This window comes from Geodermatophilus sp. URMC 64 (genome assembly GCF_053502555.1).
Window position 1 is genome coordinate 1,880,472 of the sequence record NZ_CP199955.1, and the last position, 14,061, is coordinate 1,894,532.

The 14,061-nt window shown below is 75.5% G+C and carries 17 protein-coding genes; 8 read left to right on the top strand and 9 right to left on the bottom strand.

Translation table 11 applies throughout. From position 1 onward, the window contains the following. The first annotated feature begins 2 nt into the window (after window positions 1-2). The 4 genes from ACWIYF_RS09250 (at window position 3) to ACWIYF_RS09265 (ending at window position 2,867) form a co-directional block, all read left to right on the top strand. Window positions 3-800 (top strand): aldolase/citrate lyase family protein, encoded by a 798-nt coding sequence (locus ACWIYF_RS09250; RefSeq protein ID WP_448627827.1) that lies wholly within the window; start codon window positions 3-5, stop codon window positions 798-800. Continuing rightward, the gene (locus tag ACWIYF_RS09255; RefSeq protein ID WP_448627828.1) at window positions 797-1,648 is read left to right on the top strand and encodes an NAD-dependent epimerase/dehydratase family protein; all 852 of its coding nucleotides are present in this window, start codon (window positions 797-799) and stop codon (window positions 1,646-1,648) included. Before ACWIYF_RS09250 ends, ACWIYF_RS09255 begins: the two co-directional genes overlap by 4 nt. Beyond that, window positions 1,645-2,334 (top strand): glycosyltransferase, encoded by a 690-nt coding sequence (locus ACWIYF_RS09260; protein WP_448627829.1) that lies wholly within the window; start codon window positions 1,645-1,647, stop codon window positions 2,332-2,334. The genes ACWIYF_RS09255 and ACWIYF_RS09260 overlap by 4 nt, the downstream gene beginning before the upstream one ends. A gap of 104 nt (window positions 2,335-2,438) precedes the next feature. Further along, window positions 2,439-2,867: a response regulator gene (locus ACWIYF_RS09265; protein WP_448627830.1), complete on the top strand. Its 429-nt coding sequence runs from the start codon at window positions 2,439-2,441 to the stop codon at window positions 2,865-2,867. A 7-nt stretch (window positions 2,868-2,874) separates the two neighbouring features. Here the strand turns inward: ACWIYF_RS09265 and ACWIYF_RS09270 are convergent, their stop codons facing one another. From ACWIYF_RS09270 to ACWIYF_RS09280, 3 genes are read right to left on the bottom strand one after another with little or no spacing between them, the layout of a single operon-like run. After that, window positions 2,875-3,219 carry a hypothetical protein gene (locus ACWIYF_RS09270; protein WP_448627831.1) on the bottom strand — a complete coding sequence of 115 codons (345 nt, stop codon included), beginning with the start codon at window positions 3,217-3,219 and terminating at the stop codon, window positions 2,875-2,877. A gap of 11 nt (window positions 3,220-3,230) precedes the next feature. Further along, window positions 3,231-4,676 carry a hypothetical protein gene (locus ACWIYF_RS09275; protein ID WP_448627832.1) on the bottom strand — a complete coding sequence of 482 codons (1,446 nt, stop codon included), beginning with the start codon at window positions 4,674-4,676 and terminating at the stop codon, window positions 3,231-3,233. 23 nt (window positions 4,677-4,699) lie between these two features. Next, entirely contained in the window at window positions 4,700-5,230 is a 531-nt protein-coding gene (locus tag ACWIYF_RS09280; protein ID WP_448627833.1) for a DUF6328 family protein, read from the bottom strand. A 94-nt stretch (window positions 5,231-5,324) separates the two neighbouring features. Here ACWIYF_RS09280 and ACWIYF_RS09285 point away from each other — a divergent pair, with 94 nt between their 5' ends. Then, complete coding sequence (locus ACWIYF_RS09285; protein ID WP_448627834.1) at window positions 5,325-5,489, top strand: hypothetical protein; 165 nt, start codon at window positions 5,325-5,327, stop codon at window positions 5,487-5,489. A gap of 7 nt (window positions 5,490-5,496) precedes the next feature. On the opposite strand, the gene ACWIYF_RS09290 is transcribed toward ACWIYF_RS09285, so the two are convergent. Both ACWIYF_RS09290 and ACWIYF_RS09295 read right to left on the bottom strand, forming a co-directional pair. Further along, the gene (locus ACWIYF_RS09290; protein WP_448627835.1) at window positions 5,497-5,772 is read right to left on the bottom strand and encodes a DUF2277 domain-containing protein; all 276 of its coding nucleotides are present in this window, start codon (window positions 5,770-5,772) and stop codon (window positions 5,497-5,499) included. A gap of 40 nt (window positions 5,773-5,812) precedes the next feature. After that, the gene (locus tag ACWIYF_RS09295) at window positions 5,813-6,445 is read right to left on the bottom strand and encodes a hypothetical protein (protein WP_448627836.1); all 633 of its coding nucleotides are present in this window, start codon (window positions 6,443-6,445) and stop codon (window positions 5,813-5,815) included. Window positions 6,446-6,549: 104 nt separating this feature from the next. On the opposite strand from ACWIYF_RS09295, the gene ACWIYF_RS09300 reads away from it, so the two are divergent. The 3 genes from ACWIYF_RS09300 to ACWIYF_RS09310 all read left to right on the top strand — a co-directional run bounded on the left by ACWIYF_RS09300 (window position 6,550) and on the right by ACWIYF_RS09310 (window position 9,456). Then, window positions 6,550-6,960 carry a hypothetical protein gene (locus ACWIYF_RS09300; protein WP_448627837.1) on the top strand — a complete coding sequence of 137 codons (411 nt, stop codon included), beginning with the start codon at window positions 6,550-6,552 and terminating at the stop codon, window positions 6,958-6,960. 39 nt (window positions 6,961-6,999) lie between these two features. Then, window positions 7,000-7,875 carry an SDR family NAD(P)-dependent oxidoreductase gene (locus tag ACWIYF_RS09305; protein ID WP_448627838.1) on the top strand — a complete coding sequence of 292 codons (876 nt, stop codon included), beginning with the start codon at window positions 7,000-7,002 and terminating at the stop codon, window positions 7,873-7,875. 225 nt (window positions 7,876-8,100) lie between these two features. Continuing rightward, window positions 8,101-9,456: an MFS transporter gene (locus tag ACWIYF_RS09310; RefSeq protein ID WP_448627839.1), complete on the top strand. Its 1,356-nt coding sequence runs from the start codon at window positions 8,101-8,103 to the stop codon at window positions 9,454-9,456. A 19-nt stretch (window positions 9,457-9,475) separates the two neighbouring features. Here ACWIYF_RS09310 and ACWIYF_RS09315 read toward each other — a convergent pair whose 3' ends face one another. The 4 genes from ACWIYF_RS09315 to ACWIYF_RS09330 form a co-directional block, all read right to left on the bottom strand. Beyond that, on the bottom strand, window positions 9,476-10,732 hold the full coding sequence (locus ACWIYF_RS09315) for a PP2C family protein-serine/threonine phosphatase (RefSeq protein WP_448627840.1): 1,257 nt from the start codon (window positions 10,730-10,732) through the stop codon (window positions 9,476-9,478). Between the two features lie 113 nt (window positions 10,733-10,845). Continuing rightward, window positions 10,846-12,489 carry a tripartite tricarboxylate transporter permease gene (locus ACWIYF_RS09320; RefSeq protein ID WP_448627841.1) on the bottom strand — a complete coding sequence of 548 codons (1,644 nt, stop codon included), beginning with the start codon at window positions 12,487-12,489 and terminating at the stop codon, window positions 10,846-10,848. After that, window positions 12,489-13,001, bottom strand: coding sequence for a tripartite tricarboxylate transporter TctB family protein (locus ACWIYF_RS09325; RefSeq protein WP_448627842.1), 513 nt, complete (start codon window positions 12,999-13,001; stop codon window positions 12,489-12,491). Before ACWIYF_RS09325 ends, ACWIYF_RS09320 begins: the two co-directional genes overlap by 1 nt. Continuing rightward, complete coding sequence (locus ACWIYF_RS09330; protein WP_448627843.1) at window positions 12,998-14,014, bottom strand: Bug family tripartite tricarboxylate transporter substrate binding protein; 1,017 nt, start codon at window positions 14,012-14,014, stop codon at window positions 12,998-13,000. The genes ACWIYF_RS09325 and ACWIYF_RS09330 overlap by 4 nt, the downstream gene beginning before the upstream one ends. Window positions 14,015-14,061: the final 47 nt, after the last annotated feature.

Below are 14,061 nucleotides of genomic sequence, written 5' to 3' on the forward strand. Positions count from 1 at the left end.
GCGTGGACCTCCTCCTCTTCACGGTCGACCCGCAGTGGGGCGCCGACGTGGTCGCGGCCGGTGCGGCCGGCATCGTCGTCGACTGGGAACGGCGCGGCAAGGCGCGCCGGCAGGCCGGTGAGGACACCCAGATCAGCACCGACACCCCGGCCGACCTCAGCCGCATGCGGGCCGGCTTCGACGGCCGGCTGCTGTGCCGCATCAACGGCTATGGCCCGTGGACCGCCGGTGAGGTCGAGGACGCGCTCGCGCGCGGGGCCGACGAGATCCTGCTGCCGATGGTGCGGACCCCCGAGGAGGTCGACCGCACCCTCGACCTGGTGGCCGGCCGCTGCGGGCTCGGCATCCTCATCGAGACGCAGGACGCGGTCGACCGTGCGGCCGAGCTGGCCCGCCGCCCGCTGTCGCGCGTCTACGTCGGCCTCAACGACCTGCGCATCGACCGCCGGTCGGACTCGCTGTTCCACCCGCTGGTCGACGGCACGGTCGACGCCGTCCGCGCGGAGGTGAGCCGGCCGTTCGGGGTCGCCGGCCTCACCCTGCCCGGGGGCGGCTTCCCGGTGCCGGGCGCGCTGCTGGCCGCCGAACTGGTCCGGATCGGCACCGACTTCACCTTCCTGCGCCGCTCGTTCACCGCCGACATGGCCGGCCGGGACCCGTTCGTCGAGGTGCCGCGGCTGCGCGACGCCCTGACGCGGCTGCGGGCGGCCGACCCGGCGCAGGCCGCGGAGCACCGCGCCCGCTTCGTGTCGGCCGTCGCCGGCCGGCACGAGGCGGCGCCGGTGGCCGCCCCGGCGTGAGGGCGCTCGTGACCGGTGCCGGCGGATTCGTCGGCCGGCACCTGGTCGACCGCCTCCGGCGCGACGGCTGGGACGTCGTCGGACTCACCCGGGCCGACGCCGACCTGACCGACCCGCGGGCCGGCGCCGCCGCGGTGCGGGCCGCCGATCCCGACGTCGTCTTCTCCCTCGCCGCCGCCCGGGCCAAGGCGACCGCGGCCGAGCGGGCGGCCACGGTGGCGGTCAACACCAGTCCCTGGCTGGTCGACGCGCTGCCCGACCGCTGCCGCGTCGTGGTGCGGCTCGGCTCGTCGACCGAGTACGCCGCCGGCAGCGGTCCGCTCGACGAGTCCGCGCCGGTGCGCCCGCGTGGCTTCTTCGGGGCGACCAAAGCCGCGGGCTCGCTGCTGCTGCAGGCCGCGGCCGCCGAGCGCGGCGTGCGCGCGGTCGTGCTGCGGGCCTTCCAGGTCTACGGTCCGGGCGACCACCCCACCCGGCTGGTGCCCGTCGTGCTGGCCGCGGCCCGCACCGGCCGCACCGTGCCCCTGCCCGCGCACGTCAGCCGCCGCGACTGGGTGTGGGTCGGCGACGTCGTCGACGCCTGCGTGCGCGCCGCGGGCGCCGACCACCTGCCGGCGGGCAGCGTGCTCAACGTCGGCACCGGCGTGCAGACGAGCACGGCGGAGCTGGTGGCCACGGCCGAGCGGGTGACCGGCCGGCCGATCGCCACGGCACCGGGCGCGCACCCGGGCCGGGAGTGGGACGCCGCGGACTGGGTCTGCGACCCCGCCGCGGCCCGGCGCCTGCTCGGCTGGGCGCCCACGGTGGACCTCGCCGAGGGCCTGGCCCGGACGTGGGCGGCGGCATGAGACCCGGGACCGCGCCGCGGGTGTGCGTCGTCGTCCCGGTGTACGGCAACGCGCGCACGCTGCGCCCGCTGTGCGAGCGGCTGGCCGCCGCGCTCGCCGCCTACGACTGGCGCCTGCAGCTGGTCATCGACGCGTCGCCCGACGACAGCGTCCGCGTGGCCCACGACCTCGCCGCGACCGACGAGCGGGTCGCCGTGACCGGCCTGACGGTCAACGTCGGCCAGCACGCCGCGCTCACCACCGGCCTGGCCGGAGCGGAGGACGCCGACGCCTGGGTCTGCATGGACGCCGACCTGCAGGACCCGCCAGAGGCGGTGCCGCTGCTGCTCGACCGGCTGGCCGTCGGGGACGTCGCGGCGGTCTTCGCCGGCCGCCGCGGCGCGTACGAGCCGCTGCTGCGGCGGGTCACCGGCGGGCTGCACCGGCGGGTCGCCGCCCGGCTCACCGGCCTGCCGCCGGACGCCGGGGCCTTCCTGGCGATGCGCAAGAGCGCCCGCGACGCCGTCGTCGCCGCGCAGGCGCCGAGCGTGGTGCTCGCGATCGGCCGGTCGGGGCTGCCGGTGGCCAGCGTGCCGGTGATCCGCGCCCCGCGCCCGGAGGGGGACTCCGCGTGGTCCGCCCGCGGCCGGCTCGTCCAGTCGGTGCGCTCGCTGCTGTGGGCGCTGCGCGCGCGGCGGCGGGGGTGAGCGTGGCGGATGCCGGCAAGAGGGGTTGCGCGGCCGCAGTCGGGGTATCCCCGGGATCCGCGGGGGCGGGTGGACGTCCAGGTCCAGGTCCAGGGAGGCGGCGAGTGAGCGGACGCACCAGCGCCCCCGAGCAGCTGCACGACCAGGACATCCGGGTGCTGGTCGTGGACGACCACGCGCTCGTGCGGGAGATGCTCGCCGAACTGCTCTCCCAGGAGGCGGGCCTCACCGTCGTCGGCGCCTGCGAGGACGGCTCGCAGGTCGTGGACGCCGCCGCCCGCCTGCGCCCCGACGTCATCGTCATGGACCTCAACATGCCGGTGATGGACGGCCTGGCCGCCACCGAGGCCCTCCGCGCGCTCGCACCCGAACCGCGGGTGGTCGTGCTGACCGCCGACGGCGACGGCGCCCGGCCGCGGGCGGCGGCCGCCGGCGCCGACGCCCTGGTGCCGAAGAGCGCCGACCCTGAGGAACTGCTCACCTGCGTGCGTTGCGTCGCACTGGGCCAGGAGCCCTGCCCGTACTGCCTCTGAGGGCTCCCTACGACGGTGGGGCCAGGGCCGCGGCGGTGGCCGCGTAGCCGGCCGCCCACCCGCCGCTGATCACGGCAGCCCGGCGGTACCGGGGCGACCCGAGCAGCGGGACCATGCTCGTCGCGTGCAGCGCCTCGACGGCGGCGGTCACGCGCACCGGCCTCCGATCGGGGACGGCGAGGACCACCGCGGACTGCGCCACCAGCCGGGCGCCCAGCACGCGCGCCACCCACAGCCTCGACCGCGGGAACTCCGGGCACAGCGCCGCGGCGACCTGCTCGGGCCGCACGAGCAGCGCGAGCCCCCACAGCCCGCCGAGGCCGGCGAGCGCTCGGATGAGACGACGGTTCACCACGTTCCTCCTCACCGCGTCCAGAGCTGGACGACGAGGTCGGTCTTCGAGCCGGGGAACTCGCGCTCGGCGGTCAGCCGCAGGCCGGCGGCGAGCAGGATCGCGTCGTCGTCCGTCGGCTCGGGTTCGCCGTCGATCAGCCGGCGGACCACCCACACGCGGTCCGCGCCGGCGGGGGCGTCGTCCGGCGGCAGGACCAGGTCGGGCCTCAGCTCCGGCGCCAGCAGCCGCACGTAGTGGTCCAGCCCCAGCGCCGAGCGCTGGTCGGCGGCGACGACCGGTTCGCCGGCCTGCCGACCCGCGGCCAGGAAGCGGACGACGTCGTCCGAGCGCTCCCGCGCCTCCCGGTCGAACAGCGGCGCGGACGCCAGCAGCGAGCAGGCGACCAGCAGCGCGCCGACGGGCAGCCGGGCGGCACGGGGAAGGGCCCAGGCGCCGGCCGCGGCCAGGACCCCCACGCCGAGCAGGCCGGCCAGCAGGTAGCGCGGCAGGTACACCGGCCGCACCAGCTCGGCGAGGGTGAGCAGCAGCAGCGGGACGACGGCCCACGCCGCCGCGACCACCCGCACGCCGGTCGCGCGCAGCGCCCCGACGACCCCCAGCACGACGGTGAGGAAGAGCAGCGCCCGCGCGTGCCCGGCCCACGCCGTCAGCGCCAGGTCGGCGAGCCGGCCGCCGGTGTCGCGCAGGTGCTCGGCGTTGTGGGCGCCGGTGCCGTTGAGCAGGTTGACCCCGACCAGGGCCGCCGTCGGCAGGGCGGCGAGGACGCCGACGGCGAGCAGCGGCAGGGCGCCCCGGCCGCGCAGCGCCAGGCCGGCGACGACGAACGCGGCGAGCACGGTGACCGCGTACCAGTGCGCCAGCCCCATAGCGGCGCCGGCCAGCCCGAACAGCAGCAGCCCGCGCGGGGCACCGGCCAGCCGGCGGGCCAGGCCGAGCGCGGCGCCGCCGGTGGCCAGGACGGCGAGGCCATAGCTGCGCGCCTCCACGGCCTGCTCGAGCACGAGAGGGGAGGCGGCGAGCACGGTGCCGGCGAGCACTCCGGCCGGCCGGCCGGCCAGCCGCGTGACGGCGCGGGTGATCAGCGCCAGGCCGCCGGCGGTCGCGAGCAGCGAGAAGATCCGCAGCGCCGTGTCGCTCCCCAGGCCCGGGAGGGAGACCCACAGGTGCGCCACCACGTAGTAGGGCGCGTTGTACGACGGCGGGACGCCGGCCAGGTAGCTCGTCGTCCCCTCGCCCGAGGCGACGGCGGCGAGGATGTCGGACAGCGGCAGCCGCGCCACCTCGGCGGTGAACAGCTCGTCGAACCACAGCCCGTGCCCCGGGCGCAGCAGCAGGCCGCCGAGCAGCAGCACCAGGAGCGGGGGCAGCAGTTCGAGCGCCCACCACGGGCGGGGACGGGCGGGTGCCGGATCCCTCGACGGCGGCGCGGAGGGGCGGGCGGCCGTCGAGGTCACGCCGTCAGGTTAGGACGCCCTTCCTAGCGGTCGTCGTCGTCCTCGTCGTCGGCCGTGCCCTGCGCCCGCTTCACCAGGGGGGTGGCGAACCACCACCAGCCCAGCAGGACGGCGACGATGCCCGCGGTGATCCAGGCCTGCAGGGGGCTGAAGAGCATGTCCACCACCAGGAGCACCGCCGAGCAGAGCGCGATCCCGAGGACGATCAGGCCGGCGAGCGCGGAGCGGCTGCTCCGGTGCAGCAGCTTCTCCTTGTCGTGCTGGCGGAACAGGATGCGGTGCTGGGCGGCGGGCGCGATGAGCAGGCCGGTGGCGACCACGGCGGCCACGAGGGTCACGTAGTAGACGTCCTTCTGGAAGTCCGTGATCTGCGTGACCCGCTGCTGGAACGGCACGACGAGGAGAAAGGCGAAGAGGAACTGCACCCCGGGCAGCGCCACGCGCAGCTCGTTGAGCAGCTCCATGAGCTCGCGGTTGATCCGCTCGGAGCGGGACTCGCCGTGCTGATCGGCCCCCTCCCGGGATCGCTCGCGGGCCTCACTGCCACTGCTCATGCCGCCTCCTCCGCTCGCCCCGCTCGCATGTCGTTCACCTGCCGTTCACTGTGCTCACCGGCAGGCGTGTCAAACCCGGGGTACCTGCCCGGGCATGTCGACGACGCAGCCTCAGCAACCGGGACCCGGCCGGCCGGACGACGGGCGGGAGGAGCCCGGCCGTCCACCCGCCGGCGACCACGCCGACCCGCCCGACGACCCGCCGGACGCGCCGCGCGACGACGTGCCGTTCCGGACGCCGGAGCCCGGCGGCTCCTGAGCGCGGGTCAGGCCGGCGTGCCGTACCGCGCCGCGGCCCGCTCGCGCGCCTTCGCCGCCTCGACCTCGCGGTCCTTGGGCGGCGCGGTCGTCACCAGGGACCCGAGCAGCCGGGCCGAGGCCGCGGCGACCTCGGCGACGGCGCGGTCGAACGCCTCGGCGTTGGCCCGGGACGGCCGCGTCGTGCCGCTGATCTTGCGGACGTACTGCAGGGCTGCCGCGTCGATCTCCGCGGGCGTCACCGGCGGCTCGAAGTTGGCCAGCGGTCGGATGTTCCGGCACATGCCGCGCAGCCTACGAGCGGCCACCGACGGCCAGGGCTCCTCAGAGCGTGAAGCCGGCCCGGTCGATCTTGCGGTGGTAGCGGTCGCCGAGCTTGCCGCCGACGATCGCGCCGAGGAGCGTCACCACGAGGATCGCCACCAGCGTGACGATCCCGGCGGTGGTCGCGGTGCCCTCGTCGACGGGGATGCGCGGCAGGTTGAGCTGCTGCAGCACGTTGTACTCGGCGCCGAGCGCGACGCCGGCGAGGGCCAGCAGGAGCACGACGACCAGCCCGATGAGCCAGACCGCGATGCCCTGGCGCGCACCGTCGAAGCGGGCCATGCGGCCGGCCACGTACCCGCCGGCGAGGTAGGCCAGGAACAGGACGACGAGGATCGCGATGCCGCCCGCGAGGCCGAGGCTGTCGGCCTGCGCGGCGGCCTCGTCGGCGGTGTCCACGCCGTTGGTCAGCCCGATCGCGACGCCGGCGGCCGAGAGCAGGGCGATGAGCACGACCGCCAGGCCGTTCGCCGACAGCCAGCCGAAGAAGGCCGCCCCCCACTTGATGCCGCCGAAGCGCGCGCGCTGCGCGGCGACCGCGTCGCGGGCCGCGCCGCGGGTCGCGTGCGCGCCCTCGCGCGTCGTCGTGGTGGACCCGTCCTGGTCCAGCGGTGCGCGGTCGTCCGTCGCCATGACAGGCCTCCTCGGTCGCGGGCGTACTGCTCACTTCCCTCGGTCCACCTGCGCAAACGGCCCCGGTGTCGCCCGATCGGGCGACGGCGGGTAGGCCGGTGCCCATGACCGTCGTGCTGGTGGACGCCGCCAACGTCGTCGGGTCGCGGCCGGACGGCTGGTGGCGCGACCGCGCCGGCGCGGCCGAGCGGCTGCTGCGCCGCCTGGCCGCGCTGCCGGGCCGGACGCTGCGCTCGCCGGACGGCGCCGAGTTCCCGTGCACGCGCGTCGTCGCGGTCGTGGAGGGGCAGGCCCGGGCCGCGGCGGCGCCGGACGGCGTCGACGTCGTGCGCGCCCCCGGCAGAGGGGACGACGCACTCGCCGCGTGCGCCGCCGAGCTGGCCGCCGCCGGCGAGCCGCTGCTGGTCGTGACCGCCGACCGCGGCCTGCGCGCGCGGCTGCCCGTGGGCACGCCGGTCGCCGGCCCCGGCTGGTTGCTCGACCGGCTGGAGCATGGAACGGCGGACCACGGGTAGATGGCGCACAACCCATTCCCGTGGAGCGGAGTCCGCCGCATGCCCCAGACCGTCCTCGTCACCGGTGCCAGCAGTGGCATCGGCCGGGCCACCGCCCACCGGTTCGCCCAGCGCGGCGCCGCCGTCGTCCTGGTCGCCCGGGGCCGGCCGGCGCTGGAGGAGGCGGCGGAGGAGGCGCGGGCCGCCGGCGCCGCCGCCGCGGTCGTGTGCCCGGCCGACGTCACCGACGAGGCCGCCGTCCGCTCCGTGGTCGAGTCGACCGTCGCCCGCTTCGGCCGGCTCGACGTCGTCGTGCACGCGGCGCAGGTCATGGCCTACGGCCGGGTCGAGGAGGTGCCCGCGAAGGTCTTCGACGCCGTCGTGGACACCGCCCTGCACGGCACCGCCAACGTGGCGCGCACGGTGCTGCCGGTCTTCCGCCGGCAGGAGGCCGGTCACCTGGTGGTGGTCGGCTCGCTGCTCGGCTCGATCGCCACGCCGCTCATGGGCAGCTACGTGGCGGCCAAGTGGGGGCAGCTCGGGCTGGTCCGGGTGCTGCAGCAGGAGACCCGGGACGCGAAGGGCGTCACGGTCTCCGCCGTCGCCCCCGGCGGCGTCGACACCCCGATCTACTACCAGGGCGCCTCGTACATGGGCAGCACCGGCCGCCCACCACCGCCGGTGTACTCGCCGGAGCGCGTGGCGAAGGCGGTGGTCGGCACGCTGGACCGGCCGCGGCGGATCGTGCAGGCGGGGGTGTTCAACCCGCTGATCACCGCCGGTTTCCGCTTCCTGCCCGGGATCTACGACCGGCTGGTCGAGCCGCTGATGCGGCTGCTCGCCGTCGCCCGCGACGAGGTCGGCCCGACCGAGGGCAACGTCCTCGCCTCCCGCCCGGCGGGCAACGCTGCCCGCGGCCGCTGGCGCAGCGTCTGAGCCGAGCGCGGCGTCGGCCGAGGTGGACGCCGGCCCGAGACCGCGACCACAGGAGCCGTTCCCCGTGGGAGAGGGAACGGCTCCTGTGACATGGCGGTGGTTCGTCTCACGGGAAGTTCACGGGGATTCGCGTGAACCGACACATGTCCTGGGGCACCGTGGAGGGGACGGGTGCCCGAGGTCGTGTGCTCTGCCCTGCCCCTCGACGTCCCGAGAGATCCCCTCATGACGACTCCCTTCCTGCTCTCGCGCGCCCGCGCCCCGGTCGCGGACGTCGTCCGTGCCACCGCCGCCCGCGCGCCTCAGCCCTCCCCGGACCGGCTGCGCGCCGCCGTCACCGTGCTGTTCGTGCTCGACGGCGCGGTGTTCGGCAGCTGGGCCGCCCGGGTGCCCGACGTCGCCGACCGGGTCGGTGCCGATCACCGCACCCTGGGCATCGCCCTGCTGTGCCTGTCGCTGGGCGCCCTGGTCTGCATGCGCGGCACCGGGGCGTGGTGCGCCCGGTTCGGCGCGGGGCGGGTGGCCGCCCTGGCCGCGGTCGCCGTCTCCGCCGGCGCCGTCCTCCCCGGCCTGGTCGCTTCCGTTCCCGCCCTGTGCGTCGCGCTGTTCGCGTTCGGCGCCGCGACCGGCATGGTCAACGTCGCCGCCAACGCGGTCGGCGTCGAGGTCGAGGCCCGGCTCGGCCGGCCTCTCCTGTCGGGCCTGCACGCCGGCTTCAGCCTCGGCGGGCTCGGCGGCGCGCTGCTCGGCGGCGCCGTTTCCGCCGTGCTCGGCGTGACCGCCCACCTCGCGCTCGTCGCCGCCGCCGGCCTGTTCGTCAGCGCCTGGGCGCTGCCCACCCTCGTGGGCGCCCGCCGGCGCCGCGCGCCGCACGGCGGGTCCCGGCACACCGACGGCGGGCGGCGGCGGCCGACCGCGGTCCTGGTGGTGCTGGGCGCCATCGCAGGGTGCACGGCCTTCGGCGAGGGGGCGCTCACCGACTGGGGCGCCCTCCTGCTGCGCGAGGAGCTCGCCGCACCGGCCACCGTGGCCGCCGCGGGATACGCCGGCTTCTCCCTCGCCATGGCCGCGGGCCGGCTGGCCGGCGGCCGGCTGCTGCAGGCGATGGGGGAGCGGCGGCTGCTGGTCGGCGGTGCCCTGCTGGCCGCCGGAGGGGCGCTCGCGGCGGTGACCACGTCGTCCCTGGCCGTGGCGCTGGCCGGGTTCGTGCTCGTGGGGCTGGGCCTGGCCAACGTGTTCCCGCTGGCGATCGCCCGCGCCGGGCTGCTCGGCGGCGCGAGCGGCATCGCCCTGGCCACGACGGTCGGCTACACGGGGCTGCTCGGTGGCCCGCCCGTGATCGGGCTGCTCGCGGACTCCGCCGGCCTGCCGGTCGCCGTCGGCTCGGTGGCGCTGCTGGCGCTGGTCGCCGCGGTCCTCGTGCTGACGGTCTCCGGCGAACGGGTCCGGGTGCCGAGGCTGCGCACCCTGCTCGACCGGGCCGTCGCCACCGTGGGTGACCGGTTGCAGCCGGTCGTCTCCGGCTTCGGCCACGGCACCGGCGTCTACGTGCGCGAGCTGACCACGCTGGTCCCGGACTGATCCACCGCGGCCGCCCCCGTCAGGCGAGGTCGTCGTCGGGGGGCGGCTGCTTCCACTCCACGAGCAGGAGTGAGGCGTCGTCGCTGGTGCGTCCTCGCCGGGCGGCCATGAGCGCGTGGGAGAGCCGGCGCACCGTCTCCAGGGCGGTGAGGTCCTCGGCGGTGGTGTGCTCGAGCACCTGCCGGAGCCGCGCCTCGCCGAACTGCTCGCCGTCCACCCGCTCCTCGACGACGCCGTCGGTGAAGAACAGGACGCGGTCGCCGGGCTCGAGCTGCGCCGTCTGCGCGCGGGCGGGGCCGTCGCCGAGGCCCAGTGGCCGGGTCACGGGACCGGTCAGCTCGCCGACGACCGTGGCGGCACGCACCAGCAGGGGAGGCGGGTGTCCGGCGTTGACCCAGCTGAGCCGGCCGCGTTCGGTGTCGAGCCGGCCGATCTGCGCGGTCGCGAAACGTCCGGGGGAGGTGAGGGCGACGGTGCGGTCCATCTCGGCGTACAGCTCGGCCAGCGAGGAGCCGGCCCACCGCCCGTGGCGGTAGGCCGCCACCACGACGGTGGCCATGGTGGCCGCCTCGAGGCCGTGCCCCATGGCGTCGAAGACGGCGACGTGCAGCACGTGCTCGTCCATCGCGTAGTCGAAGCAGTCGCCGCCGACCTCGTAGGCGGGCTCGAGGACGCCGGCCACGTCGACGTCCGGCGTCGTCATGGCCAGCGGCGGCAGGGTCGATCGCTGCAGCTGGGCGGCGAGCGAGAGGGGCCGGACGGCGCGGACCCGGGCGTACGCGTCGGTGTACGCGTTCTTCGTGACGACGAGATCGGCGACCAGCCCGGCCAGCTGCTGCGCCAGCGTGCGGTCACCTCCACCGACGCGGGGCAGGGTGAAGGACAGGACGCCGACGCGATCCGAGCCGTCGAGCATCGGCAGGTGCAGGCGGACGCCGCCGTCGGGCAGCTCCACCTCGACGGTCTCGTGGGTGCGGAAGGCCCGTCCCTCCGGGGTGGAGTCGATCGGTGCCTGCTCGCCGACCAGCCCTCGACCCTGCAGCGGCTGCAGGTGGACCTGGTCGTAGTCCTGCAGGTGGATGCTGACGTCCCAGCCGCCGACCCCGGCGACCTCCTGCGCCACGAGCGGTCCGACCAGCCACGGCGGCAGCAGGTGCGACCGGTCCAGGAGCGAGCCGAGCAGCGCCTCACCGAGGCTCTCCGCGACCGGCCTCTCGCCCCGGCGGTCGCGGAACCCCACCAGCAGCGGCCGGCCGTCGTCCCCGGATCCGGGCATGCCCGGAGCATGCACGCCGGTCCTGGCCGCTAAACCCCTGGGGCGCGGCTCGGGTACGACGGCCCGTGAACGACCGTGGGGGGAGAGAGCCGGCGGCTCTCTCCCCCCACTGGTCAGCGGTCGCGTTCCGGGTCCGGCGGTGGCTCCGCGCCGGTGTCGGTGCCAGGAGCGCCCCCGTGGTCGTGCTCGTGCCGCGCCGACACCGCGCTGGTCAGGCCGGTGTGGTGGTGCGCCTCGTCGATCTCGTGCACGGCCTCCTCGAAGACCCCCGGGACCGGCGCCTTGCGGGGCAGCAGCTTCCGGATCAGCGGCCAGAGCAGGATCACCGCGACGATCGAGTACACGACGATCGTCATCGGGCTGATCAGGCCGGTGACCCGGCCGTTGCTGATCTGCAGCGCCTGGCGCAGCTCCTCCTCGGCGAACGGGCCGAGGATCACGCCGATGATCGCGGGGAGCATCGGCAGCCCGTACCGCCGCATCATGAACCCGAGCGCCCCGATGACCAGGAGCAGGAACAGGTCGAACGGGTTGGCGTTGGCCGCGTAGGCGCCCAGGCTCGCGAAGAACAGGATCCCCGCGTAGAGGTAGGAACGGGGGATCCGCAGCAGCTTCGCCCAGAGCGGGGCCAGCGGCAGGTTCAGCACCAGCAGCGCGGTGTTGCCGATGAAGAGGCTGGCGATGAGGCCCCACACGAGTTCCGGCTCGGTGTCGAACAGCCGGGGACCCGGCTCGATGCCGTAGCTCTGGATCGCGAACAGCATGACCGCCGCGGTCGCCGTCGTCGGGATGCCGAGGGTGAGCATCGGCACCAGACCACCGGCGGCCGAGGCGTTGTTGGTGGCCTCGGGGCCGGCGACGCCCTCGATCGCGCCCTTGCCGAACTCCTCCGGGTGCTTGGAGAGCCGCTTCTCGGTGACGTAGGAGAGGAAGGTCGGGATCTCCGCGCCACCGGCGGGGATGGCGCCGAACGGGAAGCCGATCCCGGTGCCGCGCAGCCACGGCTTCCAGGAACGTCGCCAGTCGTCCCGGCTCATCCGCGGGTTGCCGACCGGGATGACCTCGACCGGGCGCCGGCGCAGGTGCGCCGCCGTCCAGAGCGCCTCGCCGACGGCGAAGAGCCCGACGGCCACCACGATGACGTCGACGCCGTCGGCCAGCTCCGGGATGCCGAAGGTCAGCCGCTGCTCGCCGGACGTGGCGTCGATGCCGATGAGCCCGATCGTCAGGCCGATGCCCAGGGAGGCGAGGCCGCGGATCCGGGAGCTGCCGAGCACCGAGGTGACCGCCAGGAAGGCGAGCACCATCAGGGAGAACGTGTCGGCGGGGGAGACCTCGACGGCGAGGTCGGCGACGGTCGGGGCCAGCAGGGCCAGCAGCAGCGTCGCGATGGTGCCCGCGACGAAGGAACCGATGGCGGCGGTCGCCAGCGCCTGGGCGGCGCGGCCGGCGCGGGCCATCTTGTTGCCCTCGATCGCGGTCACGACCGAGGAGGTCTCGCCGGGGGTGTTCAGCAGGATCGAGGTGGTGGAACCGCCGTACATGCCGCCGTAGTAGATGCCGGCGAACATGATCAGCGCGGTGGTGACGTCGAGGCCGCGGGTCAGCGGCAGCAGCAGCGCGACGGTCATGGCCGGGCCGATGCCGGGGAGCACGCCGATGGCCGTGCCGAGCAGGACGCCCAGCAGCGCGAACATGATGTTCGTCGGCGTCAGGGCGGTGCCGAAGCCCTCGACCAGCGAGGTCAGCGCGTCCATCAGAGGATCCCCCTCAGGATGCCCACGGGCAGTGAGATGCCGAGGCCGAGCACGAACAGGTACCAGCTGCCGATCGACAGCACGAACGCGATAACCGCGTCCCGGATGTAGTGCCGGCTGCCGAGGGCGAAGGCCGAACCCCAGAAGAGGATGGCTCCCGAGATCGGCCAGCCGAGGCTCTCGATGGTCAGGGCGTTGACGACGAAGGCCGCCGCCAGGATGGCGATGGTGCGCCAGTCGCTGCTGCCGGTGAGCTCGACGTCCTCGCCGCCCTCCGGCTCACCCCGGCCGCCGCGCCAGACGTCGACGGCGAGGAAGCCCGCGACGATCACGAGCAGACCACCGACCACCAGGGGCACCGTCGCGGGGCCGACCGGACCGCGGGCGATCCGGCTCTCGGGCAGCAGCAGCGCCTGCACGATGACGAGGACTCCGAGGGCCCCCAGGAACAGGGCCACTCCGAACTCGGAGCGGCCCTGCTCCTGGGTGCCGCCGGGGGCGGCCGAGGTCACGACAGCCCCAGCTCCGTGAGGACGGACTGGACGCGGTCGCTCTCCTCCTGCAGGAAGGCACTGAACTCGTCGCCGGTCTGGAAGGCGTCGGTCCAGCCCTGGTCCTCCAGGACCTTCTGCCAGGCGTCGCTGTCGTGCATCTCGGTGATGGCGTCGATGAAGCGCTGGGTCTCCTCCTCGGAGATGCCCGGGGCCGCCACGATGCCGCGCCAGTTGGTGAAGACCAGGTCGACGCCCTCGTCCTTCAGCGTCGGGGCGTCGACGCCCTCGACGGCGTCCTCCGTGGTCACGGCCAGGATGCGGACGTCACCCGCGGCGGCGGACTCGGCGACCTCGCCGATGCCGGTCGCGGCGAAGGCGACGTCGTCGCCGAGGATGCCGGCCAGCAGCTCGCCGCCGCCGTCGTAGGCGACGTAGTTGACGTCGGTCGGGGTGACGCCGACCTCCTGGGCCAGGAGCATCGGGGTCAGGTGGTCCGGGCCGCCCGGGTTGGAGGCGCCGCCCACCGGGGTGTCCCCGGGGTTGGCCTTCCACGCGGTCACCAGGTCGTCGAGCGTCTGGAAGGGGGAGTCACCCGGGACGACGATCGCCTCGGCCTCCTCGATCAGCTTCGCGATCGGGGTGGTCTGGTCCAGGGTGGCCTCGGACTGGTTGCTGTACTGGGCGCCGACGACACCGAGCCCCATCTGCATGAGCAGCTCGGCGTTGCCCTCCTCGTTGACCAGCCGCTGCAGGCCGACGGTGCCGCCGGCGCCCTCGAGGTTGAACACCTCGATGTTGTCCGCCAGGCCCTCGTCCTCCAGCACCTGCGCCCACGCGCGGCCGGTGGTGTCGTAGCCGCTGCCCGGGGAGTTGGGGACCATCACCCGCAGGCCGCTGATCGGGCCGTCGCCGGACCCGCCGTCGGCGGCCGAGCCGCCCTCGGCGGTGGTGCCGCAGCCGGTGAGCACGACCCCGGCCGCGACGGCGCCGACGGCGCCGATCGCGAGCTTCCTCAGGGAAGCAGTGCGCATCTCTCTCCTCCTGTCAGTCCGGCGGATCACCGCCGCTCCAGGCGAAG